This window comes from Amphritea atlantica (assembly GCF_024347255.1).
GTDB classification, from domain to species: domain Bacteria; phylum Pseudomonadota; class Gammaproteobacteria; order Pseudomonadales; family Balneatricaceae; genus Amphritea; species Amphritea atlantica.
Window position 1 is genome coordinate 224310 of the sequence record NZ_AP025284.1, and the last position, 19249, is coordinate 243558.

The window sequence follows — 19249 nt, forward strand, 5'->3', positions numbered from 1 at the left end:
GATCTTCGCCTAAAAGCCCATCTTGATGGCCAGCATCGCCTGAGCGAGTTGTTGCAGCCCTTTTTTCATCTCCGGATAGGGGATGACCAGCGAGGGGGCAAGCCGCAGTACATCGGGACCGGCGGTCAGCACCAGCACTCCCTGTTCCTGCGCCTGAGTCAGCAGGTCACGTGCTTTTCCCTGCCAGGCCTCCTTCAGTTCACAGCCGATCAGTAACCCCTCGACGCGGATATCGCGAAACAGACCGATCTTCTGGTTGAGTTGCTTGAGTCCGCTGATAAACATCTGCTGGCGTTGCGTAACCCCGGCAAGCAGCGTCGGATCGTTGATCAGCTCCAGGGCTCTGGAGGCCACTGCACAGGCCAGTGGATTGCCTCCATAGGTGCTTCCATGGGTGCCCACAGAGAAACTTGCGGCGATATCGTGAGAGGTTAGCATGGCGCCGATAGGAAACCCGCACCCCAGCGCTTTTGCTGTGGTAAGAATATCCGGGGTTACCTGATAACCCTGATAAGCAAACAGTTTTCCGGTACGCCCCATACCGGTCTGGACCTCATCAAAAATCAGCAGGGCATTATGTTGCGTGCAGAGGGCTCGTAAACCTTCCAGGAACACCGGTTCAGCGGCAATAATGCCTCCTTCTCCCTGAATGGGTTCGACAATAACGGCGCAGGTTTTGTTGGAGATCTGATACTCCACTGCCGCCAGATCATTAAAGGGCAGATGGGTAATATCACCGGGTAGCGGTTCAAACCCTTCGGTGTATTTAGGTTGTCCTCCGGCCGTGACGGTAAACAGGGTGCGCCCGTGAAAGCTGTTTTTAAAAGCGATGATTTCGGTTTTTTCGCTGCTGTAATGTTTTTTGGCGTAGAGACGGGCGAGTTTCAGCGCTGCTTCGTTTGCTTCTGCGCCTGAATTGGCGAACAGTACCCGTTGGGCAAAGGTTGCATCGCACAGCTGTTTGGCCAGCTTCAGTGCCGGTTCGTTGGTCCAGACATTACTCAGGTGCCATAATGTCTGTCCCTGTTCCTGAAGGGTTTTTACCAACTCGGGGTGACAGTGTCCCAACGCATTCACGGCAATACCGCCGGCGAAGTCGATATACTCTTTACCTGACTGATCCCACACCCGTGAACCCGCTCCCCGAACCGGGATTATCTGGCTCGGAGCATAGTTGGGAACCATCACTTCATCAAACATCGTACGGTTGATCATACTCTGGAGAATCCTTTTTACTGAAGAAACGTTTCCCCTAAGTTTAGACGCTGAAACAGATAGAGCAGTACTATTTCAACCGTTTGGGCAAAAAAAAAGCACCCATCGGGTGCCTTTAATCGATAAATTATTCAGTGGCTTATAGCGCGTCAGTGCCTGTTTCACCGGTACGGATGCGGATCGCCTGCTCAAGTGGCGTGACAAATATCTTGCCGTCGCCAATCTTGCCAGTATTTGCTGTTGAGGCGATCGCCTCGATTACCTGATCCACTAAATCATCAGAGATAGCCGCTTCAATTTTCACTTTAGGCAGAAAATCTACAACGTATTCTGCGCCGCGGTAAAGCTCGGTATGACCTTTCTGACGGCCAAAACCTTTAACTTCGGTAACGGTAACGCCCTGAATGCCAATTTCTGACAGAGCTTCACGTACGTCATCCAGTTTGAACGGTTTTATGACCGCACTTACCAGTTTCATCATTACTATCCTCGCTTGGATCTGTTTTTCTGACAGGAGATGCCTGCAGGCCTCAGACGGTGGTAGATCAATATTAGGCCTAGTATAACCAGAATCAATAAGTTAATAAAACGTCAGAAGGGGAGCCAAGGCTCCCCTTTTATGGATATGTTATATCCTGCGGGTAAAATTACTTACCTGAAGTGAACTCAGGGTAAGCTTCCATACCGCATTCAGCAAGATCCACACCTTCGTACTCTTCCTCTTCGCTGACACGGATACCGATAACAGCTTTGAGGATGGCCCAGACGACCAGGCTGGTGACGAAGACCCATGCAAAGATGGTTACTGCACCGATCAACTGGCCACTGAAGCTTACATCGCCGTTGGTAACTGGTACCAGCAGCAGACCCAGCAGACCACAGACACCGTGAACAGAGATCGCACCGACAGGATCATCGATACGCAGCTTGTCCAGAGTGATGATGGCGAAGACTACCAGTACACCACCGATGGCACCGAACAGGGTTGCCTGCAGTGCAGTTGGTGTAGATGGTTCAGCTGTGATTGCTACCAGACCGGCCAGTGCACCGTTCAGCAGCATGGTCAGGTCGGCTTTGCCAAACAGCATGCGGGCAGTGATCAGCGCCGCGATAGAACCACCGGCTGCCGCAGTGTTAGTGTTGAGGAATACCATCGCAACAGAGTGTGCGTTGGCGATATCGCCCAGCTTCAGCACGGAACCACCGTTGAAACCGAACCAGCCCATCCACAGGATAAAGGTACCCAGCGTGGCCAGGGGCAGGTTAGCACCCGGGATAGCGTTAACACCGTTAGCAGTGTATTTGCCTTTACGGGCACCCAGCAGCAGAACACCTGCCAGTGCTGCAGCAGCACCCGCCATGTGCACGATACCAGAACCGGCAAAGTCAGAGAAACCCAGGTCGCCCAGGTTGTACATGCCGAATACGTCAGCACCGTTCCAGGTCCATGCACCTTCCATTGGGTAGATAACACCAGTCATCACCACCGCGAAGGCCAGGAAAGCCCACAGCTTCATCCGCTCGGCAACCGCACCGGAAACGATAGACATGGCGGTAGCAACAAATACGACCTGGAAGAAGAAGTCAGATGCGCCGGAGTAAACCGAGTCGCCATCGAAGCCCGCTTCAGCAGAGTCCGCCAGCACCTGATCAACATCAATCACACCGATAGTGCTCAGGAACAGGTCGCCGTCATACATAATGTGATAACCGCACACCATATACATGACGCAGGCAATCGAGAACAGGGCAACGTTTTTAGTCAGGATCTCGGTGGTGTTCTTAGAACGTACCAGACCTGCTTCCAGCATGGCGAAACCCGCCGCCATCCACATAACTAATGCACCGCACACCAGAAAATAAAAGGTGTCCATCGCATATTGTAATTCAAAAATTTGATTTTCCATCACTTCCCCCTGAAGCAAACGCTTAGAGTTGTTTTTTAGGTTGTAAGTCAGTTTTTACAGTGCGGTATTGCCGGTTTCGCCGGTACGGATCCGGATAACCTCTTCAAGAGGCATCACGAAAATTTTACCGTCGCCGATCTTGCCGGTCTGAGCCGTTTTGCTGATCGCCTCAACTACCTGATCGACGATGCTGTCCTCCACAGCAGCGTCAACCTTTACCTTGGGCAGAAAATCGACAACATATTCTGCGCCGCGGTAGAGTTCGGTGTGGCCCTTTTGACGACCAAAGCCTTTCACCTCGGTGACAGTGATACCCTGTACACCGATTTCGGAAAGTGCTTCGCGCACATCATCCAGTTTGAATGGTTTAATAATTGCTGAGATAAGTTTCATGGGATCTGATCTCCACTAGTAAAACTGTTTTAAAGAGCTACGCTGGTTATCAGCGTAGCGATAAACGGTTGATCCATACTAAGCATTGCACATGCCATAAAGTTATTTATCATTTAAAAACAGTGGCTTATAAGGATTTAGGGGTGTTTTGCTATAGACTTTGGAGGTTTTTGCGCGCTTTCTTGATGAGTCGCTGGTGCACAATTGTTGTGCAGGCACTTTTTTGGTGCGCCGATAGGTATGCATCGGTATGCCGCAACATCCGGGTCGGGATATTGGCCGGTTATTGGTATAGTCTTAACAGAGTTGAACAACCGATATTATTTGGAAATATGAGATATGATTAATCACAAAATACTGGAAGGGATCAGCGAGCAGATCGGCCAGTTATTTGATCAGACCCGGCCCGGTTCGGCAGAATCTGAGATTCGGCAACAGATTAATGCCCTATTGCTGAGCGCGTTCAGGCGGATGGATCTGGTCACCCGGGAGGAGTTTGATGCTCAGAGTGCTGTTTTGGCCCGTAGCCGCGCTAAACTGGAGCAGTTACAGTCAGAGCTTGAACAGCTTGAGAAAAAGGTCGGTCAGACCGTCAATAAACCCTAGTCACAGACCAAGGAAACCCTATGCATCTGCCTATGTATGCCTGCATTCTGCCTGATCTGAGTTATCAGTTTGCGACTCAGGAATATCTGGGCATGATTGGCTGGCAGGGGGATGTGAGCGGCGTGCCACTGTCTCAGGTGCACTCTGAGGAAGCGCTGTTTGAGTTGCGTCATGGGATGATGCTGGCCCGTTCGAAGGGGACCGCAACACTCTCCTGGCAACCGTTTGTAGAGGATCACAATCTCTGGCTACGGCTGGAAATTTTCTGGAACCCGGTTGCCCTGCTCTATACGGTTAATGCGATGCGAACCGGTCAGGCCGCGGGACGCATGCTGTTCCAGGACCCGCAACAGGGGTTGTTCGACTACACCCCGCAGGCGGTTATGTTACTGGATGGGGATAACCGCATCTACCGGGTAAACCCCAGTTTTTCAGAGGTGACCGGTTTCTCTTTTGAAGATGTTGTAGGGCAGGGGCCGGGAATCGTCACCAACCGGGAGATCTCTGCCGAACTGTTCGATCATCTGTGGCAGCAACTGATGCTCAGAGGGTTCTGGGAGGGGGAGTTGTGGAACCAGCACAAAGATGGCCATAGCTATCCGGCCTGGTATTCGCTGATGGCGCGCCGGGATGACAGTGGTGAGATCGATGGCTTTGTGGCTCAGTTTTCCGATATCAGCAGCTCCTATGGCGATCAGAACCGCTATAGTCATGCCAGCTACGATGCCCTGACCGGATTGCCGGATGAGTTTATGCTGCTCGATCAGCTGAATCAGCAGTTGCTGAGAGACAGTCTCGGTCACCGGGGGCGAGGGTTGCTATTATTACAGCTGAACAGCACCGGGGAGGGGAGCGGGGCGCTTATCGCCGCACTGGCTGCCCGGCTCAGCGCCCAGGTGCGGGAAACCGATCTGTTGGCAATGGATCAGGAACATAACTTTGTTTTCGTGCTTGAAGATTGTCCTGATGAGATGACTCTGGAGCAGTTTGCCGATCGGATTGGCGCGCTGCTGCAGGAACCCGTTGATATTGATGGGCAACCTTTTGTGGTTCATCACACGATGGGCGGAGTGCTGGTCGAGAATGGCGGTATCAGTGCTGAACTGATGCTGGACCGGGCCCGGCTGGTGCTGCGTACCCTGGAGAAGCAGCAGGGCTTTCGGCTGTATGATAAGTCACTGGGGAGTGGCACTGTGCTGAGTCGGGATACTCTGAGTCAGGCGGTGTCAGAGGGCTGGTTGCAGCTACGCTTTAATCCGGTTTACTCTTTGCAGGAACATCATCTCGCCGCGGCTGAGGTGTCGCTGGCACTGAACCACCCACAACAGGGAATCTTGTCGCCGGAGCAGTTTATCCCTCAGCTATCCCGTTATGGTTTACTGCAGGATTATCATCAGCAACTGGAGCGTCAGTTGCTGCCAATGATCAAACTCTGGAGCGGCTTTGAACAGTTTCATAATCTCTGTATCAGGTTGCAGGATGAGGAGCTTTTTTCTGTAGCAGTGATCGAGCATCTGATCCGGCAGATGGTTAAGGTGGGCATACCGCCCCAGCGGCTGATGATCATTTTAAATTTTGTCCAGCTGCAACTGTTTCCCGATGAGATCGAGGAGCTGAAAGCCCACGGGGTACTGATACTGCTGGATCCACAGCAGCACTCACTCGGACGTTTATCGCCGCAGCTGTTTCCCGATATGTTGCTGCTCAACGCAGGACTGGTGGAGCAGCAGATGCGTGATGATCGCTATATCCGTGATGTCGAGACACTGATCTCTATGGCGCGGCAGAATGATCTGGAGGTGATGGCGGAGGGGGTTCGCACCACCGGACAGATGACCCGGTTAACACAGCAGGGTTGTGTGCGCATGAGTGGTAAATATGTTGGACGTGATCTGACCCTGGAGCAGTTGGTCGAACGGTTAGATCTGGAACACTGAAGCAGGGCTTGGCAATAACAAGCCTGTTAAACCAATATCCAGGGATGGATTCGTATGGCATTGGCAATAGTTCACACCCGGGCGCAGCTCGGTATTCAATCACCACCGGTAGCGGTGGAAGTTCATCTGTCGGGCGGTCTGCCCAGCTTTTCCATTGTGGGGATGCCCGAAACCGGGGTAAAGGAGAGTCGCGAGCGGGTTCGCAGCTCGCTGCTTAACTGCGGCTTTGAGTTCCCGGCCCGGCGTATCACTGTCAATCTGGCACCCGCAGACCTGCCGAAAGAGGGTGGGCGTTACGACCTGGCGATAGCCATAGGCATTCTGATTGCCAGCGGACAGTTGCCGCAAAACAGTGCAGATGGTTTTGAGTTTCTGGCGGAGCTGGCGCTATCGGGTGAGCTGCGGCCGGTTTCGGGCGTCTTGCCGGTGGCGATGAGTTGTCGCAATGCTGGCCGGAGTTTGTGGCTGGCATCGGAAAATGTTGAGGAAGCCGGGTTGGTGAGTGGCTTGCATCTTTTTAGTGCAGGGTCTCTGCTGGAGGTCAGCAACCATCTGGCAGCGGCCTCTCTGATCACACCGGCGCTGGCTTCAGGGTGGCAGGCTGAAGCGGTTCAGGGGGCGGATATGTCTGATGTGCGCGGCCAGTATCAGGCAAAAAGAGCATTGGAAATTGCCGCCGGAGGTGGGCATAACCTGTTGTTGTGCGGGCCGCCGGGCAGTGGTAAAAGCATGCTGGCCAGCCGCTTACCCGGTATTCTGCCCCCTTTGGAGCAGGACGAACGCCTGGAGATTGCGGCGATCTACTCGATTGCCGGGATACAGGAGAAAAGCCTGTTTGCTGGGGTCCGCCCATTTCGCACCCCGCATCACACCGCGTCCGCTGTGGCGCTGGTGGGCGGTGGTAGTAATCCCCGGCCAGGAGAGATCTCCCTGGCCCATCAGGGGGTGTTGTTTCTGGATGAGCTGCCTGAATACAGCCGTCAGGTGTTGGAGGTGATGCGCGAGCCGCTGGAGTCGGGGGAGATCAACATCTCCCGTGCCGCCCTGCAAACCCGCTTTCCTGCCCGGTTTCAGCTGGTTGCCGCGATGAATCCCTGTCCCTGTGGTTATCGGGGAGATCAGAGTGGCCGGTGTCGCTGTAGCCCGGATCAGGTGCAGCGCTATCAGGCAAAAATATCGGGACCGTTATTAGACCGGATCGACCTGCAGAGTTGGGTGCCGGGACTGACTCCCGAGCAACTGATGGGGCCGGCTGAAACCAGTGAGTGCAGCAGCGCTATCAGAGCGCGGGTCGTTAGTGCCCGGGCTGTTCAGCAGCAGCGACAGGGGTGTATTAATGATCAGCTCAGCGTTAAGGAGCTGGAGCAGTATTGCCAACTGGGCACAGAGCAGCAACGTTTGCTGATGCAGGCAATGGATAAGATGGGGTTGTCAGCCCGGGCAACGCATCGGGTATTGAAGGTATCAAGAACCATTGCGGATCTGCAGGGGGAGGCGCAGATCAGTAACGCAGCGCTTCTGGAAGCTATTGGTTTGCGGCGTTCTCCGCTGTGAGTTGATAACCGTTTTGCAGCAGATCTTTAAATTCAGCGAACGGTACCGGTTTGCTGTAAAGGTATCCCTGTGCCTGATGGCAACCAAAGCTGGCAAGGAAGTTCAGTTGCTGGAGGGTCTCAACCCCCTCAGCAATGATCTCTTTATTGAGACTGTAGGCCAGACGGATAAGGGCTTTGACAATCTCCCGGTCATCCGGGTTGTTATTGACACCCGAAACAAACGAACGGTCAATTTTCAGGCTGCCGATAGGCAGTTTTTGTAACAGAGAAAAGGAGGAATAGCCGGTACCAAAGTCATCCAGTGAAAAGTTGATACCCAGCTTATGTAACTCCTCAATACCTTCGCGAACATGCAACTCGTTATTAAACAGGGCCGATTCGGTAAGCTCAAATTCCAGTACCGAGGTATCGATAGCGTATTTTTCAATCAGTCGCTGAATCGTCCGGCAGAGATAACTGTCCTGAAACTGCCTGAAAGACAGGTTGATACTCAGGCTTTTTATCGTCAGTCCGCTCGCCAGGAGTCGTTGCATATCCTCCCCTGCCTGCTGGATCACCCAGTAACCGATCGGCACGATCAGCCCGGTACGTTCGGCGGTAGGGATAAACATATCCGGAAAGATCAGTCCCCGTTGCGGGTGTTGCCAGCGGATCAGGCCTTCAGCACCGATGATCTTACCGGACAGAATATCAACCCGGGGCTGATAGAACAGTTCGAACTCGTTTCGTCGGATAGCGTTGATCAGCTCGGGTTCTATATTGTGATGGGGGTCCTGTTCGAAACTGCTTTGCGGGTCGAAAATAATATAGCTGCAACTGCTCGTTTCTTTAGCCTTGATCCTCGCCTGCGTAGCCTGATGGATCAGTGTATCCGCTTCGCAACTGTGTTCCGGGGCCAGTGCAACGCCGATGCTGCAGGGCAAAATAATTTCCAGCTCATGATAGTTGTATGGCTCAGTCAGACGGTGCAACAGCTGGATGCACAGCTGTGTGACATGCTGGGCCAGGCTGACATCGTCAGGCGTCTCCAGCAGCAGGATAAACTCGTCATTTCCCTGGCGCGAGATCAGCCCCGGCGCCAGTTCCGAAAGGCGCTGACTCATCTCTTTAACGACAACGTCACCGGCGGAATAGCCATTGATTGTGTTAAAGCGTCGGAAGCCATCCAGGTCAACATTGATCAGCGCAAAATGTTTTCCCGATCCGCCTTTTCGCAGGGCTCTCAGCCGTTCCGAAAACTCCTGATAAAATTGCTGCCGGTTCATCATGCCGGTCAGCGGGTCCAGTTGTGTCAGGCGCTCAATCTCTGAATAGTACTGGCAGATTTTAAGGTTATAGCGCAGCAATCGCTGTAATACTTCATCGGTCAGGGTATTGGTGGAGATATAGTCGCTGGCCCGCCAGAGCATCGATTCATCGATACGTTCAGGAGTCAGGTTCTGATCAAACAGGATGACTGGAATATGGGGGTACTGCTGACGCAGGTAGTGCAGCTCAGAGAGCGCGTTGGTATCGGTAAAACAGGTGTGCAGGAAAATCAGATGGGTATCTGTCTGTTCCAGCCGTTCGGTGGCCTGATCAAAGCTGCATTGCTGTACCTGGCATTGCTGCTGTTGCAGACGGTTCACGATCGCTGAGGTATCAACGCCGCAACTATCAACAATCAGACACTCCGTACGCGCTGGATTACGGCTGGCTACAGATAACATATCGAATCTACTACTAGAGAGTAAACGACCATGTTTATTCCCGCTGTTTACTACTGATAAGACAATTCATTCCATGCGATAATTGTCCCCCTGTAAGCGCATTAAGAGTAGCACGTCAATTTCTCTAATTAAACAGTTGTTTGAGTACTTTGTGTTTTAAAACAATGAATTACAGCGGATTTTGTGGGTTTTTGCGGCAAGTTAACATTACTCTATCGGCCGTATATGAACAAAACTTTAGCAGTCAGAGTAACTATTTATAATGTCGAGACTTAATCCCAAACAGCGAGAAGCGGTGGATTATATCAGTGGGCCAATGCTGGTGCTTGCCGGGGCCGGCTCGGGTAAGACCAGTGTTATCACCCGTAAAATTGCTTACCTGATCGAAAGCTGCGGTATCAAAGCGCATAACATCGCTGCCGTGACCTTCACCAATAAGGCCTCGCGGGAGATGAAAGAGCGGGTTAATGCTCTGGTTAAAGGAAATGCCACCCGGGGACTGACCGTTTCAACCTTTCACAACCTGGGGCTGAATATTATACGCAAAGAGCATAAAACCCTGGGATTTAAGGCCGGCTTCTCACTGTTTGATGATCAGGACAGCAAGGCATTACTGAAAAGCCTGCTGTTACATCACAACGAAGAAACCGATCAACTGGACTTTATTCAGAGCACTATCTCAAACTGGAAGAACGATATGCTGGGGCCGGAGCAGGCTCTGGCTAAAGCTGAAGGCCCTGCAGATGTGCTGGCGGCGAGGGCGTATGAGGCCTATCAGAAGAGCCTGAAAGCCTATAATGCGGTGGACTTTGATGATCTGATTCTGCTACCGGTGCAGTTGTTCATGAATCACGGAGCGATTCTGGAGCGCTGGCAGCAGAAGATTCGTTATCTGTTAGTGGATGAGTATCAGGATACCAACATTACCCAGTATCTGCTGGTTAAGATGCTGGTGGGTACACGGGGGATGCTGACGGTGGTGGGTGATGATGATCAGTCTATCTACTCGTGGCGTGGCGCCCGGCCAGAAAACCTGGTGCAGTTACAGCACGATTTTCCTTCACTGAAAGTGGTCAAGCTTGAGCAGAATTACCGTTCCACCGGACGTATTCTTAAAGCAGCAAACACGGTGATCTCGAATAACCCCCACGTGTTCGACAAAACCCTGTGGAGTGATATGGGGTTTGGCGATCCGATCCGGGTGGTCTTTACCCGCAATGAAGATGCTGAATGTGAACGGATCGCCACAGAGATTCTGGATCTGCATCTGCGTAAGCGCTATCAGTTCAAGGATTTCGCGATTCTCTATCGCGGTAATCATCAGGCCCGTTTGCTGGAGCTGAAACTACAGAGCTATCAGGTACCCTATAAACTCAGTGGTGGCACCTCATTCTTCGCCCGCGCAGAGATTAAGGATATCATGTCTTACATGAAGGTGTTGGTGAACCCGGATGACGATAACGCATTTCTGAGAATTATCAATCTACCCCGCCGGGAGATCGGTCATACCACATTGCAGGGCTTGGGTGAATACGCCTCTGAACGACACTGCAGTCTGTTCAATGCCTGCAGTGAGCTGGGTCTGGAGCAGGTATTAAAACCCGCCCAGGTGGAGCGGTTGCAGCGCTTTAAGAACTGGCTCGAAGGGATCTATCAGCAGTGTGAACGGGGGGATCCTATCGATGCGATTCGCAAGATGATAGAGGATATCGATTTTGCGGGCTGGATCGCTCAGAACAGTTCCAGTGAAGCGGTTGCTGAACGGCGCATGCAAAACGTCTGGATTCTGGTTGATTCGCTCCGCAATACCCTGGAGCGTTTGCAGGAGGATGATCCTGAGGCGGGTATTCGGGAGGCGATCGCCCGACTGGTGCTGATGGATATTATGGAGCGTCAGGAAGAGGAAGATGATTCTGACCGGGTGCAGCTGATGACGCTGCACGCCTCCAAGGGGCTGGAGTTTAACCATGTTTATCTGATGGGGATGGAGGAAGAGATTCTCCCTCACCGCAACAGCATCGAAAATGGCGATATCGAAGAGGAACGGCGACTGGCGTATGTGGGTATCACCCGGGCAAAGCAGACGCTGACAATGACGCTGGCGCGAAAGCGAAAACAGTTTGGTGAACTGATCGATTGTCAGCCCAGTCGTTTTCTTGATGAGCTGCCCGAGGATGATCTGGTTTATGAAGGCCGGGGCGAGGTGTGCGAAGTCACCAATAAAGCGCGGGGCAATGCGACCCTGAGTGGGTTGCGGGGATTATTGGATGATCTTTAAGTAATAAAAAAGGCCGCATCAGCGGCCTTTTTCAGATTAAACATGGGGTGTTCAGTTTATTTGGCACTGTCTACCATATACTGAACAGCCGCTTTGATCTCTTCGTCAGAACAGGTGCCGCAGGTGCCGCGTGGGGGCATAGCGTTGAAACCATTCAGAGCACTGTGCAGCAGTGTTTCCATGCCTTTAGCACCACGGTCAGCCCAGTCGCTGGTACCAAACTTAGGCGCATTCAGTACGCCAGACGCGTGGCATGCAGAACAGCTGGCAGTGTACACTTCAGATCCGGAGCGGGCACCGGCGGCAGCTGCAGGTGCAGCGGCACCACCACAGTCATCACCTTCTACACAGACAGAACCCACTTTGGCAATACGTTCTGCTATCGCATCGTTATCAGTGTTGGCTATAGCCGAGGTGGCCAGAAAACCCAGTGCTACAGCAAACAGGGCAGAAATAGCTTTGGCAGCAAATTTACTCACAGTCACGACCTCATCATCGCTAATTTTAAAAAAGGTAGCTGTCGGGTGCCCTCAATGGGCCTGTTACAGCGTTTAGAAATAATAATTCGGCCGGGATTATAGCGGTAAATAGACACAACGAAAATGGTTGAGGTCATGATCGGGACTAATTAATTAGTAACGAACCGCTGAAAAGGGTCAAAGATGCCCGGTTTGGCTATCATTTTGGGTAGTGAAAGTGCTTTTGTTGTTGCCTCATGGCGACGTTGGCGCTATGTTGTTGCACAATAAATTCCAACTTTAACTTCGCAGGACTGCAAGCCAGTCAGTTGTCGCATGACTTACGATACCGTAAAAGGACTTATTATGGTAACTGGTGCCTCTTTATTATGCTTTGATCGCTATCGAAGCTGCCGGTTTGCTGGGTTATTATGATGACCCCACGTCCGATATTGTCCGTTACCGGCAGGCTGCACCGTTTATTTGTCACTTCAGTCGCGGTGGTGTTGCTGATTACCGGGCTGGTGGTAATGAGCGTTGAGTTTTATAACCATCGCGCCCAGTTGATCGACAGAGCCCACGTTTTTTCCGGGCTGACCTCCCCTCAGCTTGCCCAGGTGGTGCTGACCGAATCGCCGATGCTGGCGACCCTGCTATTGGAAAGTTATTTCTCAGAACCCAATCTGCTGGGTATCTATGTGTATCGCAATGATGGTTCAGAGCTGGTTAAACTGACCAAGCCGGGACTGGCCCAGTCTCTGCCTACCCCCTCGCATGAACTTCGGGCTCAGCTCGAGGCGTCCTATAAAATCGGCTTCGAACTGCTTGATTACAGCGTTCCGTTGAGAGTGAAAGACAAACTGGTGGGGCAGCTATATCTGCAATATAGCCTGGATGCTGTTAAGCGGCAGTTACTGATCTATCTGTTGTTTGGTACGGCTCTGTACTGCTTCTCTCTGCTCGGCGTGTATCTGTTGTCGAAGCGAATCCAGCGGGGGATTTCTGAACCTGTGGATAAAATAATTGATGCAATGGAGCAGGTGACCGTGCATCAGAACTTCGCCCTGAAGATCCCCGAAGATGATAAGCCAGGGGAGCTTCATGCCCTGATCAGTGGCTTTAACCGTATGCTGGGGCAGATTAACCGCAATGCCAAAGAGCTGAAATCTCATCAGGCTGCGATTGAACAGCATGTCTACTTTGACCCGCTCACGGGGCTGGCAAACCGGCGGTTGCTGATGCAGAGCATGGAGCAGGAAGTGCTACGGGCGAAGCGTTCCGAGCAGATCGGCGCGCTGCTATACATGGATCTGGATCACTTTAAAACCATCAATGACTCGCTGGGACATAGTGTGGGCGACGCAGTGCTCAACAGTGTTTCATCCCGTATACGTAAAGCGGTCAGAGAGGCTGATACCCCTGCCCGGCTAGGCGGCGATGAGTTTGTTGTTTTACTGCCAGAACTGGGAACCAGTGAGTCTACCGCCAGCCACAACGCGCTGAGTGTGGCTGAAAAAGTGCGTCAGGCTATCTCTTCGGTGCATCAGATTGATGGTCGCGCACTGCATGTGACACCGAGTATCGGTATCGCTCTGTTCGATGGCCAGAATGATGAGTTTGAAAACCTGATTATGCAGGCAGATCTGGCGATGTACCGGGCCAAGGAAGAGGGGCGCAACCGGGTTCAGTTTTTCCTCGAACAGATGCAGCACAACGCCGATCACCGGCAGCAGATAGAGGAAAGTCTGCGGCAAGCGATCGAAAATGACCTGCTGTATATCTGTTATCAGCCTCTGGTCCGGGGGAATGGCAAGATTGTCGGGGCAGAAGCATTAGTGCGCTGGTCTGATGGCGAAAAGGGGCTGGTTAATCCCGCTTCATTTATTCCTATCGCCGAAATGACCGATCTGATCTGTTGCTTAGGCCAATGGGTCCTGACTGAGGTCTGTCAGCAGATGGCCACCTGGGAAAAGCAGGGTAAGAAACTGGTGGTATCGGTCAATATCAGTCCACGTGAGTTTGAACAGAATGATTTTGTTGAGAAAGTTCAGGAAATTATTCTTAACAGTGGTGTCAGGGCTGAATATCTGGTGTTTGAGCTGACCGAGGGGGTGCTGTTAAACAATATTGAAGCCGTGCGCGTAAAAATGCAACGGCTTGCCAAGCTGGGGATCCGTTTTGCGCTGGATGATTTTGGTACCGGGTATTCTTCATTACAGTATCTGAAGCAACTGCCCCTGAACACCCTGAAAATTGATCAGTCCTTTGTCCAGGACATCACCACCGACAGCAATGATGCTGCGATAGTGTCAACGATTATAGCGATGGCCCGCACCCTGGGCATCGATGTGGTGGCTGAAGGGGTTGAAAAGCAGGAGGAGCTGGATTTCCTCGAGCATTGGGGCTGTCAGTTGTTTCAGGGGTATTATTTCAGTCGGGCAATGAAAGCAAAACGTATGGGTAGCCTGATACCATCGGCAGGCAAAGAGCAACTGCGGGAAGCGCAGATAATCCCTTTCAAGAAACATCAGTTTAGCAAATGAATAGTGACTATAATCAGGTTACTCCTCTACGGAAATGCTGCCATAACGGAATCGCTGAAAAATTCACTTTAGCAATAGACAGTACTCTGTTAGATCGGTAATATACCGCCCTCATCATCACTGATGAACTGCGCGCCTGTAGCTCAGCTGGATAGAGTAGCAGGTTCCGATCCTGTTGGTCGGGGGTTCGAATCCCTCCAGGCGCGCCACTATATTGCGAGTTCTACTTGCTATAAATTCGCACAAGACTCCGTTTCGGGCATTTGCCTGGAGGGCAAGGCGAAGCCAGGTAATCCCGCTTATCACAGTGCCGGTATAGCTCAGTTGGTAGAGCAACTGACTTGTAATCAGTAGGTCCCGAGTTCGACTCTTGGTGCCGGCACCATTTCTTCCCTTCTTACAACATCCAAAATTGCTTTATACCGTCTCCGGAGGATTGCCTCATAGAGTGTTGTGTTTTCGTTCGAGTCTCTCTTCAAACCTATTGTTTTACGCTGCCTATTAAGCTTGAATAAGTTACCTAACAGGATGTTGATGTTTAATTGGTCAGGAGATTACTGTGAGAGTTCTAAGGTGGTGGTATCGAAGAAATAAGATGTTCATCTTATTTGTAATGTGGGTAATGGCGGCTTACTTCGTGCCTGCTGCGTTCCTTAAAGACACTGTATTAGTATTGAATGTCAGTGGTTATATTCTTCAGATTTCAGGTCTAATGACAACTATCGGGGGGTTGTTGAGTATATGGAAGGCATATGAAGTAAATAGTCCATATGAACTCATCGTAAGATTTTTCAGTTTTAAGATGCCAGCTATGAAGTCGGGATCTGGCAAATTGTTTACAGTTGAACAGACGGTATTAGATTTAAGTCCTATAAAGCTAGAAGAGTGTGAAGATCGAGTTGAAAGACTGGAAAGGAACATAGAAAAAATAGTTGATAGCATTAATAATGACCGCTTTACAATGCGTTACTTAATGGAGACCCACAAAAGGATTGATAAAAAGATACAAAAAGATGTTCTTTCTAAAGTAGGGGAGCTTCATCGCAGATCTGAAAAAATTAATCTTCATGGTTCCGGCATGACTCTTACTGGCTTACTCTGGGTTGGTATCGGAATTACTCAGGCTGCAGTCGCTGCTTACTTGTCTTTAATGCTCTGATTTCTCCTCATCGTGACCCTGTACATAGAATTGTGTAACTGCCTATCATAGAGCCAGTAATGGCTAAGGATAGGCAACATGGATAAGAAACAACTCGAAGCCTTCGCTCGCGAAGCGGCCAAAAGCATTAAAACCGAAAGTGATCTCAATGATTTTCGGCGGATGCTAACCAAAGTCACCGTTGAAACGGCCCTCAATGCCGAACTGGATGAACATCTGGGTTATGACAGGCATGGTAAAAGCCCCTCAGACAACAGCTGTAATGGATACTCCAGCAAGACCTTACGTACCGAAGACGGACAGTTCGAGATTGATGCTCCGCGGGATCGGGATGGCAGCTTTCAACCGAAGCTAGTCAGAAAGCAACAGACTCGCTTCACGTCGATGGACGACAAAATTCTAAGCCTGTACGCCAAGGGCATGACTACCCGCGAGATCGTCGCCACCTTCAAGGAAATGTACGATGCGGATGTCTCTGCCAGCCTCATATCCAAGGTCACGGACGCTGTGCTGGAACAGGTGATTGAATGGCAGTCGCGGCCTCTGGATGAGGTGTATCCCATTGTCTACCTGGACTGCATCGTCATCAAAATTCGTCAGGACAAGCAGGTCATCAACAAGGCGGTTTATCTTGCTCTGGGGGTTAATCTGGAGGGCCACAAAGAATTACTGGGCCTTTGGCTTTCTGAGAATGAGGGTGCTAAGTTCTGGCTGAACGTGCTCACGGAGCTTCAAAACCGTGGGATCAAAGACATCCTGATCGCCTGTGTCGATGGTCTGAAAGGCTTTCCCGATGCGATTAATACAGCTTTCCCCAACACACAGATCCAGCTCTGTATCGTCCATATGGTTCGCAATTCGGTCAAGTACGTCCCGTGGAAGGACTACAAAGCCGTCACGGCTGATCTCAAGCAAATCTATCAGTCAGTCACGGAAGAGGAAGCCCTGAAAGCGCTGGAGCAGTTCTCTGATCGCTGGGACGATAAATACCCGCAGATCAGCCGTTCATGGCACTCTCATTGGGAGAATCTGAATACATTGTTCAATTACCCTCAGGACATACGTAAGGCAATCTATACGACCAACGCGATCGAGTCTCTCAACAGCGTTATTCGTAAGGCGATCAAGAAGAGGAAACTGTTTCCAACGGATGACTCAGCACGAAAGGTGATCTATCTGGCGATTCAGGATGCCTCCCAAAAATGGACAATGCCCATTAGAAACTGGAAGGCAGCACTAAACCGTTTTATGATTGAATTTGAAGACCGCTTAAAGGATTACATTTAAACCCAGGCAGTTACACAGAATCATTTACAGGGTCCACTAACCGTTTTATGATTGAATTTGAAGACCGCTTAAAGGATTACATTTAAACTCAGGCAGTTACATAGAATCATTTACAGGGTCGTCATGTGTGTTTTCGCAAAATGCACCCTTCTATTAAGAGAGGGGCTTTGTGATTTTTTTCTGATCGATTAAGTCTAAATATTCGCTGTGAATTAGCTTGCCTAGCTTGGTCTGATGATCAAAAGTATAAATATGTTCTGTAGGGCTATCTGCACATCTACCTATGAGCCTACCAGACAAACTACCTCTACCTTTTTCAACATCAACTTTGCTTTTACAGATTAGGCATTCGCCTACATAAGAGACTATTCGGAACTGTCTGACAGGCTTGCCATTTTTATGCTTTTCTCTGGTGCGAATGTACTCCAGCTGTGTTGAGTAATTCCTGCTTGGGGATAGGTAAACCGGTGCAATAATAATTCGATTCATGACTGCGAAGTACATAGGTGAAAAAAGTGAATATAGTGCTCCTACTATGATTGCAATATCGATAGCTGAGCTCAATATGCCGAAAGTTGTTGTTTGAACACGTATCAAATATAGCCCAACCATAAGTGTTAATATGGCCAAGATAATTGCTAACATTACTGTTCCTAGAATCATGTATAGCTTAAAGCCTTTAGCTATCATGCCATCGACAAATCGAATGAATGGATTAGTCGTCTCACTCGTTTCGGAGGTATAGCTTATAAATCCTCTGGGCAGGGTAGTTTTATCTACAGCGGTGCTCTCAGTCACCGGATGAGGTTTTATTAGATACTTCGTGACATTACCGGCACCTCCTCCCATTTCACCTCGCTCAATGATTGGGAAATACTTCAAGCTTCTATCAACAGCATCCTGATTTAGCCTTTCGTAATGTAACGGCCACTTTTCAATCGCATCCTTAAGATATTTCTTGAGGCGTTTGCCATCATCACTTACATCCTCTTCGGTTTGTAAGTCTCGCCAAGAGAAAATGACTGATCCACTATCATCTTTGGGTGCACTTTCAGAGCTGGCAAACTCAAATATCTGCTTTAGGACTCTGTATGCGTTAGTTCCACTGCCCTTTCCAGAATAATTATCAAGAAATTCTAGTCCTAGAGCTATCTCTTTATCTGATTGATTTGTATCCATAAAAAACAACCCAATAACTGTTCTGTCCCTGTTTAAGGACTGAAAGTCTATCACGCTATTGTTTTTAATGAACTCGCAAACTTAATCCAAGCGAAGGAATTAAAAATGTGTAAAAGCGATGAATTTGATCTTAGTTATGGTCTTAAAGGTGGCGAGTTAGTCTTCATTGATGAAGTTGATAGAGGGTTGGATTGCGGCTGTTATTGTCCGCACTGTGGAGGAAAGTTGATTGCTAGAAAAGGAGACGTTAATCAGCACCACTTTGCACACTATCAAATAGAGAATTGTGGCAAAGGGGTCGAAAGCGCTTTGCATCTGCTGGGTAAGCAGGTGCTCTTAGAAGAGCAATGTATACGCCTACCGGATGAAGAAGAAAGAAGGTTGGTTACTGCTGTAGAAGTTGAGCGCCGGAGATTTGGGTATGTAGCTGATATTGGGGCTGTATTGTTTGATGTAGGTGAGGACATTGATATTGAGATAAAAGTTACTCACGCCGTTGATGAGGAGAAACTGAAGAAGGTTATTTCCAACAAAGCAAAGCTGATTGAGGTAGACCTGTCGGGCTTATTGAAATCGGGCAACTTAACAAAGGAAAAAATAAGACAAGCTGTGCTTGATGATGCGCCACGAGCTTGGGCAGAAGAACTGTACAAAAATTTAAAGATGGATCGGGAGAGTGATATGAGCAATAAGAATCTGGTTTGTGGGTACAAAGCTGTAAATGGTTATTCACAGAAGAACCAAAGTAATTTCGAGTTTGCCGCTCTCTACATACTGGTGAAACAGGAAGGACGTTCCAGTCCAAATTATCAAATTCAGGGTATGGGTGGTTATGAACTTACATCGGTGCCAATGAAAATGGATGAACAATTATTGTCAAAACTGGAAAATTTGCGATTCCCGATTGATGTGGAATTGGTATTCGATATGTCTTTGATTAAAGGTAAGTTGAAGCCTGTGGTTAGTGATTTGCTAGTTTAGATATGGATATCATAGTTCGTGTTGTTCGCATTTACACGAAC

General features: G+C 49.9%; 15 protein-coding genes and 2 tRNA genes. 10 read left to right on the plus strand and 7 right to left on the minus strand.

Translation table 11 applies throughout. The features are described 5' to 3' along the window. Positions 1-9: 9 nt before the first annotated feature. The 4 genes from OCU43_RS01105 to glnK (OCU43_RS01120) form a co-directional block, all read right to left on the minus strand. Positions 10-1215 carry an aspartate aminotransferase family protein gene (locus OCU43_RS01105; protein ID WP_091354710.1) on the minus strand — a complete coding sequence of 402 codons (1206 nt, stop codon included), beginning with the start codon at positions 1213-1215 and terminating at the stop codon, positions 10-12. 139 nt (positions 1216-1354) lie between these two features. Continuing rightward, entirely contained in the window at positions 1355-1693 is a 339-nt protein-coding gene (glnK, locus tag OCU43_RS01110) for a P-II family nitrogen regulator (protein ID WP_091354713.1), read from the minus strand. A 169-nt stretch (positions 1694-1862) separates the two neighbouring features. Beyond that, entirely contained in the window at positions 1863-3122 is a 1260-nt protein-coding gene (amtB, locus tag OCU43_RS01115; protein ID WP_091354715.1) for an ammonium transporter AmtB, read from the minus strand. A 54-nt stretch (positions 3123-3176) separates the two neighbouring features. Next, positions 3177-3515: a P-II family nitrogen regulator gene (glnK, locus tag OCU43_RS01120; RefSeq protein WP_091354718.1), complete on the minus strand. Its 339-nt coding sequence runs from the start codon at positions 3513-3515 to the stop codon at positions 3177-3179. 339 nt (positions 3516-3854) lie between these two features. On the opposite strand from glnK (OCU43_RS01120), the gene OCU43_RS01125 reads away from it, so the two are divergent. From OCU43_RS01125 to OCU43_RS01135, 3 genes are read left to right on the plus strand one after another with little or no spacing between them, the layout of a single operon-like run. After that, positions 3855-4121, plus strand: coding sequence for an accessory factor UbiK family protein (locus OCU43_RS01125; protein WP_091354720.1), 267 nt, complete (start codon positions 3855-3857; stop codon positions 4119-4121). A 20-nt stretch (positions 4122-4141) separates the two neighbouring features. Continuing rightward, the gene (locus tag OCU43_RS01130) at positions 4142-6058 is read left to right on the plus strand and encodes an EAL domain-containing protein (RefSeq protein ID WP_091354722.1); all 1917 of its coding nucleotides are present in this window, start codon (positions 4142-4144) and stop codon (positions 6056-6058) included. A gap of 54 nt (positions 6059-6112) precedes the next feature. Next, positions 6113-7612, plus strand: a complete 1500-nt coding sequence (locus OCU43_RS01135; protein WP_091354724.1) for a YifB family Mg chelatase-like AAA ATPase — start codon at positions 6113-6115, stop codon at positions 7610-7612. Here the strand turns inward: OCU43_RS01135 and OCU43_RS01140 are convergent. Then, positions 7584-9323, minus strand: coding sequence for a putative bifunctional diguanylate cyclase/phosphodiesterase (locus OCU43_RS01140; protein WP_091354725.1), 1740 nt, complete (start codon positions 9321-9323; stop codon positions 7584-7586). The two genes, OCU43_RS01135 and OCU43_RS01140, sit on opposite strands and share 29 nt — an antisense overlap. A gap of 262 nt (positions 9324-9585) precedes the next feature. Between OCU43_RS01140 and rep the strand changes: the two genes are divergently transcribed. Then, on the plus strand, positions 9586-11601 hold the full coding sequence (rep, locus tag OCU43_RS01145) for a DNA helicase Rep (RefSeq protein ID WP_091354728.1): 2016 nt from the start codon (positions 9586-9588) through the stop codon (positions 11599-11601). A 56-nt stretch (positions 11602-11657) separates the two neighbouring features. Here rep and OCU43_RS01150 read toward each other — a convergent pair whose 3' ends face one another. After that, positions 11658-12080: a c-type cytochrome gene (locus tag OCU43_RS01150; protein ID WP_091354729.1), complete on the minus strand. Its 423-nt coding sequence runs from the start codon at positions 12078-12080 to the stop codon at positions 11658-11660. A gap of 410 nt (positions 12081-12490) precedes the next feature. On the opposite strand from OCU43_RS01150, the gene OCU43_RS01155 reads away from it, so the two are divergent. From OCU43_RS01155 to OCU43_RS01175, 5 genes are all read left to right on the plus strand, one after another. Further along, positions 12491-14602, plus strand: a complete 2112-nt coding sequence (locus tag OCU43_RS01155; protein WP_091354732.1) for an EAL domain-containing protein — start codon at positions 12491-12493, stop codon at positions 14600-14602. 132 nt (positions 14603-14734) lie between these two features. Further along, positions 14735-14811 (plus strand) — tRNA-Arg (locus OCU43_RS01160). 100 nt (positions 14812-14911) lie between these two features. Beyond that, positions 14912-14987, plus strand: a tRNA-Thr gene (locus OCU43_RS01165). A 210-nt stretch (positions 14988-15197) separates the two neighbouring features. Further along, entirely contained in the window at positions 15198-15761 is a 564-nt protein-coding gene (locus OCU43_RS01170; RefSeq protein WP_091354734.1) for a hypothetical protein, read from the plus strand. Positions 15762-15839: 78 nt separating this feature from the next. Next, complete coding sequence (locus tag OCU43_RS01175; RefSeq protein WP_091354736.1) at positions 15840-17048, plus strand: IS256 family transposase; 1209 nt, start codon at positions 15840-15842, stop codon at positions 17046-17048. Between the two features lie 153 nt (positions 17049-17201). On the opposite strand, the gene OCU43_RS01180 is transcribed toward OCU43_RS01175, so the two are convergent. After that, positions 17202-18227, minus strand: a complete 1026-nt coding sequence (locus tag OCU43_RS01180) for a hypothetical protein (RefSeq protein WP_091354739.1) — start codon at positions 18225-18227, stop codon at positions 17202-17204. A gap of 105 nt (positions 18228-18332) precedes the next feature. Between OCU43_RS01180 and OCU43_RS01185 the strand changes: the two genes are divergently transcribed. Beyond that, positions 18333-19208: a competence protein CoiA family protein gene (locus OCU43_RS01185; RefSeq protein WP_091354742.1), complete on the plus strand. Its 876-nt coding sequence runs from the start codon at positions 18333-18335 to the stop codon at positions 19206-19208. Positions 19209-19249 lie beyond the last annotated feature (41 nt).